Origin of the sequence: Staphylococcus ureilyticus, assembly GCF_025558845.1 — a bacterium.
GTDB lineage: Bacteria > Bacillota > Bacilli > Staphylococcales > Staphylococcaceae > Staphylococcus > Staphylococcus ureilyticus.
In genome coordinates this window covers 739917-755103 of sequence record NZ_CP094825.1, presented here as the reverse complement: position 1 = coordinate 755103, position 15187 = coordinate 739917, and the positions used below count along the sequence as shown (strand labels likewise).

15 protein-coding genes, 2 tRNA genes and 1 pseudogene are annotated in these 15187 nt (G+C 32.1%); 7 read left to right on the top strand and 11 right to left on the bottom strand.

Going from position 1 to position 15187, the window contains the following annotated elements; all coding sequences use genetic code 11:
• Positions 1–19: 19 nt before the first annotated feature.
• Entirely contained in the window at positions 20–958 is a 939-nt protein-coding gene (locus MUA21_RS03725) for a 1,4-dihydroxy-2-naphthoate polyprenyltransferase (protein WP_064209416.1), read from the top strand.
• Between the two features lie 84 nt (positions 959–1042).
• Here MUA21_RS03725 and MUA21_RS03720 read toward each other — a convergent pair whose 3' ends face one another.
• Entirely contained in the window at positions 1043–1594 is a 552-nt protein-coding gene (locus MUA21_RS03720) for a GNAT family N-acetyltransferase (protein WP_107525682.1), read from the bottom strand.
• 176 nt (positions 1595–1770) lie between these two features.
• On the opposite strand from MUA21_RS03720, the gene MUA21_RS03715 reads away from it, so the two are divergent.
• Together MUA21_RS03715 and MUA21_RS13285 are read left to right on the top strand one after the other, a co-directional pair.
• Entirely contained in the window at positions 1771–1983 is a 213-nt protein-coding gene (locus MUA21_RS03715) for a TM2 domain-containing protein (RefSeq protein ID WP_046208085.1), read from the top strand.
• Between the two features lie 108 nt (positions 1984–2091).
• Positions 2092–2181 (top strand): SAR1012 family small protein, encoded by a 90-nt coding sequence (locus MUA21_RS13285; protein WP_019469096.1) that lies wholly within the window; start codon positions 2092–2094, stop codon positions 2179–2181.
• A gap of 338 nt (positions 2182–2519) precedes the next feature.
• Here the strand turns inward: MUA21_RS13285 and MUA21_RS13315 are convergent.
• Positions 2520–2651 (bottom strand): annotated as a pseudogene (locus MUA21_RS13315) (nucleoside triphosphate pyrophosphohydrolase family protein); the annotation flags it as partial.
• A 96-nt stretch (positions 2652–2747) separates the two neighbouring features.
• Here MUA21_RS13315 and MUA21_RS03710 point away from each other — a divergent pair.
• The gene (locus tag MUA21_RS03710; protein WP_107525683.1) at positions 2748–3089 is read left to right on the top strand and encodes a magnetosome magnetite crystal formation protein family; all 342 of its coding nucleotides are present in this window, start codon (positions 2748–2750) and stop codon (positions 3087–3089) included.
• Between the two features lie 736 nt (positions 3090–3825).
• Here the strand turns inward: MUA21_RS03710 and MUA21_RS03705 are convergent.
• The 3 genes from MUA21_RS03705 to MUA21_RS03695 form a co-directional block, all read right to left on the bottom strand.
• Positions 3826–3914, bottom strand: a tRNA-Ser gene (locus tag MUA21_RS03705).
• 2 nt (positions 3915–3916) lie between these two features.
• Positions 3917–3991 (bottom strand) — tRNA-Asn (locus MUA21_RS03700).
• A 153-nt stretch (positions 3992–4144) separates the two neighbouring features.
• The gene (locus MUA21_RS03695; protein WP_046208083.1) at positions 4145–4708 is read right to left on the bottom strand and encodes a competence protein ComK; all 564 of its coding nucleotides are present in this window, start codon (positions 4706–4708) and stop codon (positions 4145–4147) included.
• A gap of 251 nt (positions 4709–4959) precedes the next feature.
• Between MUA21_RS03695 and MUA21_RS03690 the strand changes: the two genes are divergently transcribed.
• Positions 4960–5178 carry an IDEAL domain-containing protein gene (locus MUA21_RS03690; protein ID WP_046208082.1) on the top strand — a complete coding sequence of 73 codons (219 nt, stop codon included), beginning with the start codon at positions 4960–4962 and terminating at the stop codon, positions 5176–5178.
• A gap of 78 nt (positions 5179–5256) precedes the next feature.
• On the opposite strand, the gene lplA is transcribed toward MUA21_RS03690, so the two are convergent.
• The gene (gene lplA, locus MUA21_RS03685; protein ID WP_046208081.1) at positions 5257–6246 is read right to left on the bottom strand and encodes a lipoate--protein ligase; all 990 of its coding nucleotides are present in this window, start codon (positions 6244–6246) and stop codon (positions 5257–5259) included.
• A gap of 197 nt (positions 6247–6443) precedes the next feature.
• Between lplA and MUA21_RS03680 the strand changes: the two genes are divergently transcribed.
• Both MUA21_RS03680 and MUA21_RS03675 read left to right on the top strand, forming a co-directional pair.
• On the top strand, positions 6444–6629 hold the full coding sequence (locus tag MUA21_RS03680) for a YkvS family protein (protein ID WP_002508073.1): 186 nt from the start codon (positions 6444–6446) through the stop codon (positions 6627–6629).
• Between the two features lie 5 nt (positions 6630–6634).
• On the top strand, positions 6635–7237 hold the full coding sequence (locus MUA21_RS03675; protein WP_107525684.1) for a CPBP family glutamic-type intramembrane protease: 603 nt from the start codon (positions 6635–6637) through the stop codon (positions 7235–7237).
• A gap of 189 nt (positions 7238–7426) precedes the next feature.
• Here the strand turns inward: MUA21_RS03675 and MUA21_RS03670 are convergent, their stop codons facing one another.
• The 5 genes from MUA21_RS03670 to MUA21_RS03650 all read right to left on the bottom strand — a co-directional run bounded on the left by MUA21_RS03670 (position 7427) and on the right by MUA21_RS03650 (position 15178).
• Positions 7427–8935: a bifunctional metallophosphatase/5'-nucleotidase gene (locus MUA21_RS03670; RefSeq protein WP_107525685.1), complete on the bottom strand. Its 1509-nt coding sequence runs from the start codon at positions 8933–8935 to the stop codon at positions 7427–7429.
• Positions 8936–9131: 196 nt separating this feature from the next.
• Positions 9132–10490 (bottom strand): TrkH family potassium uptake protein, encoded by a 1359-nt coding sequence (locus tag MUA21_RS03665; protein ID WP_046208078.1) that lies wholly within the window; start codon positions 10488–10490, stop codon positions 9132–9134.
• An 18-nt stretch (positions 10491–10508) separates the two neighbouring features.
• Positions 10509–12263: a S1C family serine protease gene (locus MUA21_RS03660; protein WP_262561889.1), complete on the bottom strand. Its 1755-nt coding sequence runs from the start codon at positions 12261–12263 to the stop codon at positions 10509–10511.
• Positions 12264–12454: 191 nt separating this feature from the next.
• Entirely contained in the window at positions 12455–13252 is a 798-nt protein-coding gene (locus MUA21_RS03655; RefSeq protein WP_046208076.1) for a TerC family protein, read from the bottom strand.
• Between the two features lie 363 nt (positions 13253–13615).
• Positions 13616–15178, bottom strand: a complete 1563-nt coding sequence (locus MUA21_RS03650) for a peptide chain release factor 3 (RefSeq protein ID WP_046208075.1) — start codon at positions 15176–15178, stop codon at positions 13616–13618.
• Between the last annotated feature and the right edge of the window lie 9 nt (positions 15179–15187).

The window sequence follows — 15187 nt, the reverse complement described above, 5'->3', positions numbered from 1 at the left end:
GAATTCGAGGTAAATCATTATGGCATCTCAATACCAACAATATTCAACAGTCAGAAAATACTGGCACTTAATGCGGCCACACACATTGACTGCTGCAGTAGTTCCAGTTTTAGTAGGTACTGCAACTGCAAAAATATTCCTTCTAGGTAGTGAAGATCATCTAAAGCTTAGCTTATTCATTGCTATGCTAGTGGCATGTTTACTTATCCAAGCAGCTACAAACATGTTTAATGAATACTATGATTTTAAAAAAGGCTTAGATGACCATACTTCAGTAGGTATCGGTGGCGCAATTGTACGAAATGGCATGAGTCCAAAATTAGTCATGAACTTAGCCATAACATTTTATATTATCGCAGCGATTTTAGGTATATTTATCGCTTCCCAAAGTTCATTCTGGTTACTTCCTATTGGGTTAGTATGCATGGCAGTAGGTTACCTATATACAGGTGGACCATTCCCGATTTCATGGACACCTTTTGGAGAACTATTTTCAGGAATATTTATGGGTATGATAATTATTTTAATTGCCTTCTTTATCCAAACTGGTAACATACAAAGTTTAGCGGTATGGATTAGCATTCCAATCGTCATCACAATTGGTCTTATCAACATGGGCAATAATATCAGGGATTGGGTTAAAGATAAGGCAAGTGGTCGAAAAACATTACCCATTTTATTAGGGAAAAATAATGCTGTACGCTTTTTAGCATTGATGTATATCGTCGCTTATTTGCTCGTTATCTATATCACTTTCTTTAAACCTGGTGGTTCGATTTTCTTCTTGCTAGCTTTATTATCTTTCCCAATGCCAATCAAAGCAGTTAGAAGATTTAAAAAGAACGACACACCTGAAACAATGATGCCTGCAATGGCTGCTACTGGAAAAACAAATACATTCTTTGGTTTCCTTTATGCATTAGGTATCTATATCAGTGCTTTATTAGGCGGGATTTAATAACACCCTGTATTTAATTTATTATATATACAAAATCGTTCTTCATTCATTTGATGAACGATTTTGTATTTTTACTAGTATATGCTAAACATGTACTAAGTGATAATGCATATGTCCATATAAATCAAATTCACTTTTAATTTCAAAACCTAATTTTTCATAGACACGTAATGCTGCAGTATTATCAACATCACAATTTAAACTCCATTTTTCATCTGGGTAGTTTGAAATGACATGTTTAATCAATTTCGTTGCTACACCATTTCCACGAAAATGAGGAAATGTTGCTACAGTTTCAATGTACCATTCATCATCAGCAGCCTCTTTCATCGGCATTGGTGTGCCATAAGATTTTATATCTTCCTCTAAATCCATGTCTAGCCATGCTTGTTCAAGTTCTAATTCTTTACTGCCAGGATATGCGATCAAACAGCCTGCAACGTTACCATCAATTTCATACACCCATACATTACTAATGTGCCCTCTATATTTTACATCTACCATGCTTTGTTCCATTATATTTAGCAAACGAAATTTTTCGACTTCCTTTACCATATCGATATCTAATTGACTCCAAATGATATAACATAATTCTGCAATATCTTTTTTGTCACTAGGCTTAGCTTTTCTAATCATTTTATTTCTCCTTTATTTATTACGATTATTAATTCCATTATATCTGAATCAATTTAAAATTTCGATGTAATAACAACCATATAATTCAAATTTTGTCACATTGTTTTATTTGTTCAATTTCACTATTTAAGAGATAATTAATACAATAATCTAGAAAATGAAAGGACATTATACACATGAAAGTAAACAAAGTTATATACGTCGTACTTGCATTTCTTTTGGGTTGGTGTGGCATACATAAATTTTACTCAAACCAATTACTACAAGGTATTATACATTTAATATTTTTTTGGACTGGCATCCCTTATATTATTGCTATCATTAGCGGAATATTAACAATTTTCTTTAACAAAGCAGATGAAAATGGTCTCATTACCCTCGAAAAATAGTTTTATACTAACTTGCTAAAAAATCCCTTACATTTTCATTACACTTATAAAAAATGGGTAAAGGTATGTAAGTAGCATGTATGAGTTTCGTTTAGGAGGTAAAATTTTATGAATATTATAAAACGTGTTTTTAGAACACTGATTGTCGGTTATATTGTAAGAGGAATTAGAAACTTAATAAGTAAAAAAACAAAATAAATTAAAGCCCCACTTACTCAATAAATAGAGAAGTGGGGCTTATGTATGAGCAATGATGCTCCAGTCACATTGCAATAACGGAAAACAAATCCATATAATAATAAATCTCTCTCTTTTCTGCACCCATCCACATCTAAATTATTCATTTAAACTTACTTTTATGTTTTACTGAAAAGCAATTACTATTTGCTAATGTTGTCGCATAATTTTTATTACGTATTTATCGAAAATTAACCGGACGTAACAAAAAAAGTAAAATCAACGTATTATTTACGTCAATTTAACGGGAATTCGGCATTACCTTTACCGTCTTTTAAATCTTCCATTTTGTTACGTTATAATGCTGCACCGACTTTGCCAGCTTCTTCATAGAATTTTAATGTTCATCTATCTGAATTACCATTATGTAATTTTTTATCTATACTCCATTGTTCTACTTGTATTAATAATTGATCTAGTGTGTTCGTAATTTAAATATTCTTCCTTATCTAACAATATTGTTAGATTTTATATATTGCTTCAAATTTATTTTGTTAAGTGTTTTAATTGCTTTGGAGGTGATTGTATTGAATCAATCTAATAAAAATCAAAATATTTTATCATCACTAAGTTATTTTAGTGTGTTTTTCGCACCAATTATATTTCCAATATTCGTTTGGATATTTGCTGAAAAACCAACTTCTACTCATGGTAGAAAAGCATTATTTAATCACATTTGGGTATATATTTTCTTATTCTTAGCAAATCTAGGTTTCATCTTTTCTCGAGAAGTTTTCGATAAACCTTTTGACAATCAAGAAGTAATATCTAATATTTCATTCGGTATAGGCATTTTTTTATTTCTCATTGCTGGCATTATATTTCTTTTCAATATCATTCGTGGTATCAAATTGCTTACAAATAAGTAATGTTGTCCCATCCTTAACTGGATGGCTTTTTCCATCATTACATTCTCTCCCTTTCATCGTCTACATGCTACAATCTATCAATACTGTCGTGACATTAATTGCAATTAAAAGCAGCTATAAATACTTTAAAAAAGTTCTTGTTAGAAACATGATGATAATTTTACATCACTGTCGATAAGACATACCCATGCATCAATATATTAAAGTAAAGAATTTTCAATGCAATATAGTAGTAAAAGATTAGGTTATGCAAATATTGAAATTACTTGGTGAGTATATAATCATTTGCTTGAATAATTGAAATCACAGGAAGATGATAAGCAACATAAAGCCTTTAATTTTTAGCTGGACAACTCAACGTACAAAATAATTTTAAAAGTGTTCAAGTCGTCCCATGTTGACCAAAATTTATAGTATTCACTTTTGTATATTTTTCATAAAATAAAAAAAAACGCTGATTTAACAACGTTCTTTTGTTATCCAAAGTATTTACTTGAAATGATTTTTCTGTTTTTACGGAAACAGTTCAATCCGAAAACGATAAGGCTATTCAAGCGTTAGAAAGTATGGAAACTCACACCAATGCGTTGGCGTATCTTGTAAAATCTATATAGCTATTGGCGTTTCATCGTCTTAAAAGTCATTTAAGACACTTAACCAAGCTTATCCAAATATAATAAAAAACCCGTCAAATCAACGTTTTACTCACGTCAACTTAACGGGATTATCTAATTTACGGAAACGGAGGGATTCGAACCCTCGCGCCGCTCTCGCGACCTACACCCTTAGCAGGGGCGCCTCTTCAGCCAACTTGAGTACGTTTCCAATGGCTCCACAGGTAGGACTCGAACCTACGACCGATCGGTTAACAGCCGATAGCTCTACCACTGAGCTACTGTGGATAAATAGTATCTCTAATCAAGCACAAATATTATTATATCAATTAATAGCAAATTTTCAAGAGATATCGTAAAAAAATATGCAGAACATTTACACTAAATTAATATAATATTCCGCATATTCTACTTTTACATTAATTTTTTTAATAAACTTTACTATTTACTTTCAAACAAAGAATACTTTGCAAGTGCTTCATATATATTTAATTGTGGTTTTGTATAATCTATAGGAGATTCTGGATCAAAAGTTGCAACTCTTGCCGCTCTATCCATCATATAATAATAATAAATACCATTTAAATATTGATGTTGCATGCTATGAGCTGAAATGTTTACAACGATAGATTGATTATCAACAAAGTTCACTTTGCATTTTTTATCTTTGAGTGATTTAATACTTTGAACATAATGGATATTAATCCATGTATTTTGTGTTTTTCTATCAGAATGTGTTGGAAAAAAATAAGTAGGAAATAAAGGAGTGAATAAAATCGGGGGCTTGCTGCTAATACCTGTAATTCGAATGGTATCCTCTTTTTTAAAAACATAACTACTACCATAAAATCTACAAGAGCGGTCAATAATTTTGTGGGTACGTTCTTTTATTGTACTTTCATCTTCTTTATACCTTAGCACTCTTGTTCCTTCGTATTGGCCAACGGGTAAATGGCACGGTTGTAATGACATATCACCTTTTTTAATAATATACGGTTGAATCATAGTTGTAACCTCCTTGCAATTTTGGTGATACTCAAATAATATACTATCATCATTTTAAAATCAACTTATATTATAAAATATTTTCTATATATTCTACAATTAAATTTTAGTTACGAATCTTTTTCTATTTTTTAATTATTGAAAGTTTCGTTTTACACTTATTTTTTCGGAAAAGTCAGAATATTCGTTGATTTAAAAATCAAAACCTTGTATAATGTATTTTAAATATAGATAGAGGGGTTGTGTTGATAATGAAACATAATACACATGTAAAATACAATACTTTAGAGTCTTTTGTATCAACAATTAATGACTTAGGTATCGAATTAATCATTGATGAATCGTTAAGGAATGTCCGTAAGCAACAATTAGAAAATCTCATCGATCATGCACTTAAAAATAAAAACGAGAATGATTTCAAACGCTATACAGAAGAATATAAACATTTGGAGGCATATCTCGTTGGTTAATTTAGTTGTCATATATTTAAAATAAGGTCTATTCACTAATTAATTAAAGTTAGCGAATAGACCTTTTATATTGTTTATTTAAGACATTAATCTGATTAACTCATATCTATCAATATCTCCAAAATAGTGATAGATATCATAATCTGCTAATGCTTCTTCTATACTATCAAAGTCATGCAATGTGCCTTCCAATGCATGTTCTAATTCAGTAACGTCTCCCACACCAAAGAAGTCACCGAAAATTTTAGCATGTTCAATTCTTCCTTTTTTAACATCTAATTTAATTTGAACAAATCCTTTTTCAAATTTTTCTTCTCGTTCAAAATTATATTTCGGATTTCTACCGTAATTCCATTCCCAAGTACGATATTTTTCATTACTTAATTGCTCTATATTTGCCCAATCTTCGTCTGAAAGCTTATATTCTTCAACTTGTGTAGCCTCACCAAATATTGTTTTTAAAATAATTTCTTTAAAAGTATCAATATCTAATGGTTCAGTTAAGAATTCTGAGATATTAGCAACTCTACTTCTCACAGATTTAATACCTTTCGATTTAATTTTTGCTGGATTCACACGCAAGGCATTTTGAACTTCATTTAATTCACTGTTTAACATTAAAGTACCATGGCTAAACATTCTATCTTTTACTTTGACCATGGCATTACCGGAAATTTTAGCTTTACCGATTTGAATATCGTTTCGGCCACTCATTTCTGCATCTAATCCAAGTGATTTCAATGCTTCCACTATAGGTTCAGTGAACTTTTTAAAATTATGAAAACTATTGCCATCATCATCCGTTATAAAACTAAAGTTTAGGTTGCCTGTATCATGGTACACGGCACCGCCACCTGAAATACGTCTGACTACATCTATACCATGTTCATCAATATAAGGTTGGTTCACTTCTTCAATCGTATTCTGATTTTTGCCAATAATAATTGAAGGACGATTGACATAAAACAGAAAATAACTATCGTCATTCGGCATGTGCTTTAATACATATTCTTCCATTGCCAAATTTAATGTTGGATCTGTAATATCATTATTACTAATAAATTTCATATACTGCACTCCTTTTCCTCTTAATACCCTTACCTTATTTATGCAATATTTTCATTAAAAATGCCAATCATTTAACTAATTTATACTAATTTTTCTAAAAAAAGAATGATAACTGTATATTTAAAGGTTATTTGTTTATTTGTCTGTCGTTTTTTTGTATAATACTATCTAGTTAGCATTTCTAGGGAGGATTCAATATGACTGTCGCAGAAGTCGGAAATATAGTAGAATTTTATGACGGTTTAAAAGGCCGCGTAGAAAAAATTAATGATAACTCTGTAATTGTAGATTTAACAATTATGGAAAACTTCAATGATCTAGACCTGCCTGAAAAAACTGTCATCAATCACAAGCGATATACAATCGTCGAACAAGAAGGATAGTTTATATGAATAGAATTTCAAACGCTTTAATCTGGTTTATTGTAAGCTTCATCGTATTTCACATTATTTTATATATCATGTGGGGTGAAAAGCAAGAATACTGGTACCTTTATACTGGTATCATGCTTATCGCAGGTATCAGTTATATATTTTACCAAAGAGATATTGAATCAAAAAGATTATTAACATCTCTAGGGATAGGTATTATTACGGGTATCGTACTCATTATTATACAGCTAGTTTTAGCAGCTATCTCATCAGATATTCAGTACGCATCACTGATTAAAGAGTTAACGCGAACAGGTGTATACTTTAAATGGCAAATGTTAGTTACTTTATTATTTGTGATACCGTGTCATGAACTTTATATGAGAACTGTATTACAAAAAGAACTACTCAAATTAAACATTCCAATGTGGTTAAGCGTATTAATAACAGCAATTTGTTCTGCTTCTTTATTTTTCTATCTAGATAAAATGTGGATTGTTTTCTTTGTATTCATCGTTCAAATTGCGCTTTCATTAAGTTATTATTATACGCGTAGAATTGCTACGACTGTCATAGCACAAATTGTTGCAGTAGTTATTCTATTAATTTTCCACGGATAAATTGAAATAGAAACACAAGCTTATGAATGATGTAAAAAAGATTAAGATTTTACAGCTTATACCCCACAGTTTGAAAGAGATGAGGGCATAAAAGGTCTCTGAATGAAAATAAACGCCAATTTCTATTGAATAATATAGAAATTGGCGTTTTCTTTGGTTTTAAGAGATTTTTATATCACATAAATTTTATCAAATAATAACATTAAATGTTTGTTTTTGTTCGATGTGGTAGTCATTATCTTTTAAATTTCTAGCAATTAATTCAACCATCGTAATTTCACCCGTTTCATGAATGACAGCATCTTCTAAATATTGCTTATAGTTTCTATAGCAGTAATCAGTCATACTTACACGATACATGTGGTCTAATTTAATATTTTCCAATGTCACACGATGGTATGGCTCTGCATTCATATCTATTGTATAGTTAACACCTTGCCAAAACGTACATAAGGTTTCATCTACGATTGTTAAGCTCAATGCGCCGTCACTAAAAGCTATATGTGAATAGCAATACTCTAAAATATCATGAATCTGTTGACCTTTCATTGTTAAATCAACTGGGACATCTGGATGAGGATAGGCATTAAATAAATCTTCATTTGTAATGATACCATTGAGCCCCTCTTCACCACTCGTTGGTAAGTGTACACAAGATATATCATAATCATAGGCTAATCGAATACTATCATGTAATAACTGTGTGAATGGATGAGGTTTTGTTATAACATCACTCAAACCATTTACCTCTGCTGACAAAGCATTTTCGTTTATGCTTTCTTCACTCCAATTAAAAACTGTTTTTCTATCATAAAAAGTTAAATCTAATAATGCTTGGTCTTCTGGATAATGATTTAAATCCACAATTTTAGAATTGACATCTTCTAATTCATACGAATTTGTGCGTTTTTTAAAGTTAATCTTCACATGTATAAGTTGTTCAGCATTTTGTCCTGCTTGTACATAAAGCGTCTGGTCATCTCTACCGATAAATGTTTGATGCTGATGACCAGTAATTAATAAATCAATAACGCCTAGGGTTTGCATGATTTTTTCCGCTTCATTTACATTTTGCTCACGCTCATTAGAGGTTTTATTTAGTTGATTTAGACCACCATGGTATATAACAATTAAAAAGTCTGGCATTTCGCTTTCATGAATAAATCGAATCCAGCGTTTAGAAGATCGCAATGTTTTTTCAATTCGTACATCATTTTCCATTTCAAAATGTTCACGCTCCATTAGCCCATCTGAAGTCAAACCCACTATTGCGATTTTTACACCTTCTATTTCTTTAATTGTATATGGTGTAGAAAAATATGGTTCTTTTGTGCGTTTATATTCAATATTTGCCGATAACCATGGAAACCTAGACAATGATACTGCCCTTGAAAAGAATGACAGGCCAAACTTAAATTCATTAGGACTAATACCACTTGCATCGTATTGCATAGCATTCATCAATTTTATCATTGGATGACGTTTATAAGGTGCTACAACTGCATAATAAAATGCTGCTAACGAACCTGCTAAACTACCTCCACTGTCTAATAAAATAACGTGATCATTTGATTCTCTAATGCTTTTAACATATGATCCTGCTCTATAAATATTGGAATTATTCTCACCACTTTGAAAATAACTATGCATATCAGAAGTAGTGATAATGTCTATTGCGATTTTTTCACTTTTTTTCATACGCCTCTCCCCTCATTAATATTAGTCTAACACGTTTCTAAAATAGCTTGAAATAATAATAAACATATATCATCAACAGTGAATATTTGCCAACTATACGCTTTTATCCTGAAACTAAAAGCACCAGTACATCATTTGTTAGATGTACTGGCACCATTGTTTCACAAACTATTCAGTTCAGATTTACATTTAACAATCAACCAATTTGTACGCGTTCTTTAGGATAATGAAATTTATCAGGTTCTCTACGTCCACCAATCATAATAATAAAACTGATTAAACCAACACGGCCAATTAACATCAACACCATCAAGACACCTTTACTCATATCATTCACATCACCAGTAATACCTAATGATAATCCACAAGTTCCAAATGCCGACATAACTTCAAAAAACGCTTGTAAAAATGAAACCTTTCCATTTTCAACAACCAGTATAAAAATCATACTCGTAAAAGTTAATATGCTAGCCATGATAAAAACAGCAAATGAACGTTGAACATCAGTTATGTGAATTTCACGATTAAATGCTTTGATAGACGTTTTTTCAGGTTGGTTGCTAAAGTTTAAAAGGAATAATATTAAAATCGCAAACGTCGTAGTTCTAATTCCCCCACCGACAGAACTAGGGGATGAACCTATAAACATCAGTATACCCATAACAATATTCGTACCTTCTCCAAAACCACTTACATCAATAGTTTGAAGCCCCGCGCTCCTTGTGGTAGCTGATTGGAATAATGCATAAAATAGCGATTTGTGCCAACTCATATTCTGAAAAGCTTGGTTATGTTCGAATAAAAGGATAATTAATACGCCGAAAATAAACAAACCAAAATAAGTGACCGTTGTGATTTTTGCAAATAATGAAAATCTAAAATTAGGAATTCGATTTTTGATATATGCTTTCACTTCTATCAATACAGGAAAGCCAATTGAACCTAACATGATTAAAAACATAACAATAGTTTGCACAAAATAGTCATTTGCATATGGTATAAGTGATTGTCCAGTTATATCAAGCCCACCATTTGTTGTTGCTGATACCGATACAAATAATCCTTGCATAATTGCATATTGAATGTCGGGGTTATCTCTATAGAAATAAAATGCTAATAATGATGCACCAACAAGTTCTATGATAATGATTGTTCGAACAATATCTAAAATCAATTTCACAGTACCACTCATCGTATGTTTATTATTATCAAGCATGATTAATTGGCGTTCACGCATACCAATATGTTTACCTAAGACAACCCACAGCATAGTTCCAATGGCCATAACACCAATACCACCTAAATTTAGTATCAGCATGATAACCACTTGGCCAAATGTTGTGTAAGTATCAATAATGTTAACTGGCGTTAGGCCTGTTACACTGACACCTGACACAGCAACAAACAAGGAATCAATTGGATCTACAGAGACATTGGACTTATGGACAAACGGCAAGTTCAGCATTAAAAATGCCACGATAATTGCCGCGATATAATACATTACAATCCCTTGTTGAGGACTTGATTTTTTTAACAATTGGTTGAAAATGGACAACGTTTCTTCACCTCAACGTTACTTCAGTTTAATCTTAATATCCTTTTCTTTACCATCCCTATATATTTTAGCTGGTAGCGTTTTTAAATCATCTTTATGATTAAAAATAATTTGTCTGTATCTAAGATTATCTTCTAATGCTTTACCATCTAATTCTACTATGACATCATTTTTTTGCAACCCGGATTTTTCACCTAATGAATCTTTTTTAACATCACCTACTAGCACGCCTTTTTTAACATCTTCTGGTAAATTAATAGATTGTTTGGTAGCTTCATCAACCTCACTAATATTAGCAATCTTCACACCTGTATTAGGATATTTAACTTCACCTTTATCTTCTAATTGCTTGGCAATGTCTTCAGCGTCATTGACCGGTATGGCAAAGGCAATACCTTCAACATTATCCATATCTATTTTCAAGGATGCTATACCTACTAACTTACTATTTCTATCAATCACGGCTCCACCTGAGTTGCCCGGATTTACAGGTGCATCTATTTGGAAAGCACTCATTAACACATCATATTGATCGTCTTTATTGATATCCACTGGTATGTGTCTGTTCAAACCTGAAATAATACCATCAGAAATACTTCCTTTAAAATCTACACCTAGAGGGTTTCCTACGACTATAATTGGTTCACCTAGTACTAAAGTACTGGAATCGCCTATTTTAATTGGTTTCACTTTACTATCCGATTTTACTTTAGCTTTAACAACGGCGATATCTGAATACTTATCCGTGCCAACAACTTTTCCAATCGCATAGTCATCATAACCATATGTAATCTTCTGTTCTTTTTTATCTCCAACCACATGTGCGTTGGTCATAATAAAAATAGAGTCGCCCACTTTTTTGTAGACGACACCTGAACCTAATTCATTTTCTTTACCTGCTTCTTGTGTCTCTTTTTCGGCAGAAGTTCTATCATCACTTGTATCATTTTCAACAGTTACTACTGAATGAATTGCACTGTTTGCACTTTTCATTGTTGTTGTATAAGTTTTATCTTTATTTTGATTATCGTTAAACACGCTATCATTTAAAGTACCATTTTCATCAACATTTTTGAATATAGCTTGTATGAGTGTAAGTAAAACAATAACTGCAACAACAATTAAAATTTTAGCCCAATGTTCAATAAAGAAAGCCTTAACTTTATCAGAAGTATTAGCTGTGCTTTCATGCTTAGTTTCATTGTTACGATTCGAATGTTCACTGGCACTTTTTTGGTGCTTCATTTGGAAAGATGTTTGTTCATCATTACTCAAATAATCATCGACTCTAGATTGTTGTGCATTCTCTGAGTAAAAGTTTTCTTCCTGCTGTTTTTCAGCTGGGACATGTTGTTCATTTGATTGTGCACTGTTATTTTGATCCACATTCTCAACATGTGATGATTTTGAATTTATATTATTTTTTTCATCCGCTATGTTCTCGTTTTCATTGTATGGATGATTGATATTGTCCGCTGAGGTTGACTCATCATTTTCTGTTCTCTCTGGTGTATGTTTTGAGTTCCGCGCAGCAGCTATGGCTTGTTGTTGCTGAATTTCTTCTTGTGTAAGCTTTTCAATACGTGCTTTTCTTAAATTTTCTTTCACACGCTCTTCATTATTTTTAGCAAGTATTTCAGCCTTTTCTTCACGCTGTTTTCTAGCTTGACGTTCTTGTTGCACACGTTGTTCCCGTTCCTCGTTATGAAAGTACTCACGTCGTTTGCGTCCATACTTTACTTTTGGGATGACATGTTTTTTATTTTGCGTCACAATAAGCCCCCCTATTACTTTTGATTGCAATTCTATTATGACATATCAAATATAATTTTTCTGCTTTATTTTGTCATATAAAGTTAGCATACTACAGATTATAGTCTCTTTTATTAAAAAATTCTAACTTTATCTCATAAAAAATAAAACAAAGCCTGAGACATAGTTTTTTATGCTCAGACTTATTTATATTATTTATGTTCTTTTTTATTATTTTTAACAGAAGTTAACCAACCAATAATCACAAGTGCAATCATAACCGTCCAGAAAATAGATTGCCATAATACACTGTGTGGGAAGTGTTCCGGTAATATTTTAATATCTGGGTGCGCTAACACCATTATTACTAATTTAATACCTACCCAGCCGACAATTGCAAATGCAGCACCTTCTAAACCAGGATATTTATTCAATAGATTTACAAACCAAGTGGCAGCAAAACGCATGATGATTACACCTAGCATACCACCTAAGAACATGACTGCAAACTGTCCAAGGTCCATACCACCAAAGTGTATACCAACAGTAGGTAAAGTTACTGCAATAGCAAGTGCAGCTAACATAGAGTCAATCGCAAAGGCAATATCTGCAAATTCTACTTTTAATACTGTACCCCAAAATGCTTTTGGACTTGCATGTATTTCCTCACCTGATTCATCATAATGGTGGTCATCCGTACCATCTTCTTTTTGGTGATCTTTTTCATTAAAGAATGATATGAGATTCTTAATGGACATGTATAATAGGTAAATTGCACCCAATGCTTGAATCCACCAAAAATGTGCAATAATGCTTATTAAAAATAAAGAAATAAAACGGAAAATAAATGCGCCTAACAGTCCATAAAACAATGCTTTTTTACGTTGTTCTGGAGGCAAGTGTTTAACCATGACTGCCATTACGACAGCATTATCTGCTGCTAATAATCCTTCTAAAAATACCAGTACTACTAGAACCCATAAATAAGGTAAAATTAAACTCGGATCCATTTAGGACAACTCCTTTAGTTTTTTACATAAAAATAGAGACCTAAGCTAAGTAAATGCTACACACATTTTCAATCATATACACGCCTATAGTAAATTAAACTTTTAGCTTTATATATTTTGTATGTTTGTAACATTTATAAGCAAAGGTCTCACTCGACAGTATTTTTCTGCCCATTTTACCGGAAACGTTTAACGTTTCGTAATGACGACAAAATGACTATGTTAAAAAGATATATAAAACAGACATTTCACAAAAATATTACTATCTCATATATCTCTTTAAAAACAGTTGAGTTACTCCCCTCCGACTACAAAGTCATAGGTATTCTATTAATAATATAGTATTATACACAATTAATCATATTATAACAAACTGTATAATTTAATTTCTGGAAATTTTTCTTCAAACCATCTCGTTGCAAACTCATTTTCAAATAAGAAAACGTAATTATCATAAACATCTTTAACAAGAATAGAACGAGAAGAGCTCATTTTATCTTTAATATCTTCTTCATTTTCAATCCATCTTGCAATTTTTGGACCAACTGGTTCCATGATGACATCGACATTATATTCATTTTTAAGTCTATGTTCAAATACTTCAAATTGTAACTGACCTACCGCACCAATAATAATTTGATTGGTATGCAATGCTTTATAGTATTGAATTGCGCCTTCTTGAACTAATTGTTCAATTCCTTTATGGAAATGCTTCTGCTTCATGACATTTTTGGCAGAAACTTTCATAAATAATTCTGGTGTAAACTGCGGTAATTCTTGGAAACTGAATTTTTGGTTGCCACCTACTAATGTATCTCCAATTTGGTAATTACCTGTGTCATACAAACCTATGATATCTCCAGCAACTGCGTGATTAACTGTTTCTTTATCATCAGCCATAAACGAAGTCGAACGTGTTATTTTCTGTTTCTTTTTCGTTCTTTGTAAGGTAACATCCATACCTCGTTCAAACGCGCCACTAACTACCCTCATAAAAGCAATTCTATCTCTGTGTTTGGGATCCATATTGGCTTGAATTTTGAAAATAAAGCCTGAAAAATCCGTATCGTAAGGTGTAACTTCAATATCTTCTTTCGTTTGTCGTGCACTTGGCATAGGTGCATGATCAACATAAGCATTTAAGAAATTTTCTACACCAAAGTTCGCTAATGCTGATCCAAAGAACACTGGTGTTAAATCACCATTTCTCAAAGCTTCATTATCAAATGTTTCTCCTGCTTCTTCTACCAACATTAATTCTTCGATTGCTTGTGTAAAGGCGCTATCATTTTTAATATTATGATCTTCTTCCAGTTCATAATCATCATTTAAATGTAGTACATTTTGTTCATCTCTAAATGGCTCAATCGTATGTGTATCTCGATCAATGATACCAAAGAAATTTTGTCCCATACCCACTGGCCAATTCATAGGATACGTTTCGATTTCCAGTGTAGACTCGATTTCATCTAACAATTCAAATGGCTCTTTTCCTACTCTATCTAACTTATTGATAAACGTAAAAATAGGAATACCTCTCATTTTACAAACTTTGAATAGTTTTAAAGTCTGAGGTTCAATACCTTTTGCACAGTCTATAACCATTACAGCACTATCCACTGCCATTAATGTTCGATATGTGTCTTCGGAAAAGTCTTCATGCCCTGGCGTATCTAAAATGTTGATTTTATAATGATCATAATCAAATTGCATCACTGAACTCGTTACTGAGATACCACGTTCTTGTTCAACTTTCATCCAGTCACTTGTCGCAAACTTACCGCTCTTTTTACCTTTTACGGTCCCTGCTTCTCTTATTGCCCCACCAAATAACAGTAACTTTTCTGTTAATGTGGTTTTCCCAGCATCAGGATGTGAAATAATCGCAAAAGTTTTTCTGGATTCTACTTCTTCCTTTATACTCATTTGTTCTCT

Coding starts and splice junctions, on each gene's coding strand:
- MUA21_RS13285 (WP_019469096.1), top strand. CDS start 2,092: ATGAATATTATAAAACGTGTTTTTAGAACACTGATTGTCGGTTATATT.
- MUA21_RS03725 (WP_064209416.1), top strand. CDS start 20: ATGGCATCTCAATACCAACAATATTCAACAGTCAGAAAATACTGGCAC.
- MUA21_RS03690 (WP_046208082.1), top strand. CDS start 4,960: ATGAAACATAATACACATGTAAAATACAATACTTTAGAGTCTTTTGTA.
- MUA21_RS03695 (WP_046208083.1), bottom strand. CDS start 4,708: ATGATTCAACCGTATATTATTAAAAAAGGTGATATGTCATTACAACCG.
- MUA21_RS03670 (WP_107525685.1), bottom strand. CDS start 8,935: ATGAAAAAAAGTGAAAAAATCGCAATAGACATTATCACTACTTCTGAT.
- MUA21_RS03720 (WP_107525682.1), bottom strand. CDS start 1,594: ATGATTAGAAAAGCTAAGCCTAGTGACAAAAAAGATATTGCAGAATTA.
- lplA (WP_046208081.1), bottom strand. CDS start 6,246: ATGAAATTTATTAGTAATAATGATATTACAGATCCAACATTAAATTTG.
- MUA21_RS03655 (WP_046208076.1), bottom strand. CDS start 13,252: ATGGATCCGAGTTTAATTTTACCTTATTTATGGGTTCTAGTAGTACTG.
- MUA21_RS03675 (WP_107525684.1), top strand. CDS start 6,635: ATGAATAGAATTTCAAACGCTTTAATCTGGTTTATTGTAAGCTTCATC.
- MUA21_RS03650 (WP_046208075.1), bottom strand. CDS start 15,178: ATGAGTATAAAGGAAGAAGTAGAATCCAGAAAAACTTTTGCGATTATT.
- MUA21_RS03680 (WP_002508073.1), top strand. CDS start 6,444: ATGACTGTCGCAGAAGTCGGAAATATAGTAGAATTTTATGACGGTTTA.
- MUA21_RS03715 (WP_046208085.1), top strand. CDS start 1,771: ATGAAAGTAAACAAAGTTATATACGTCGTACTTGCATTTCTTTTGGGT.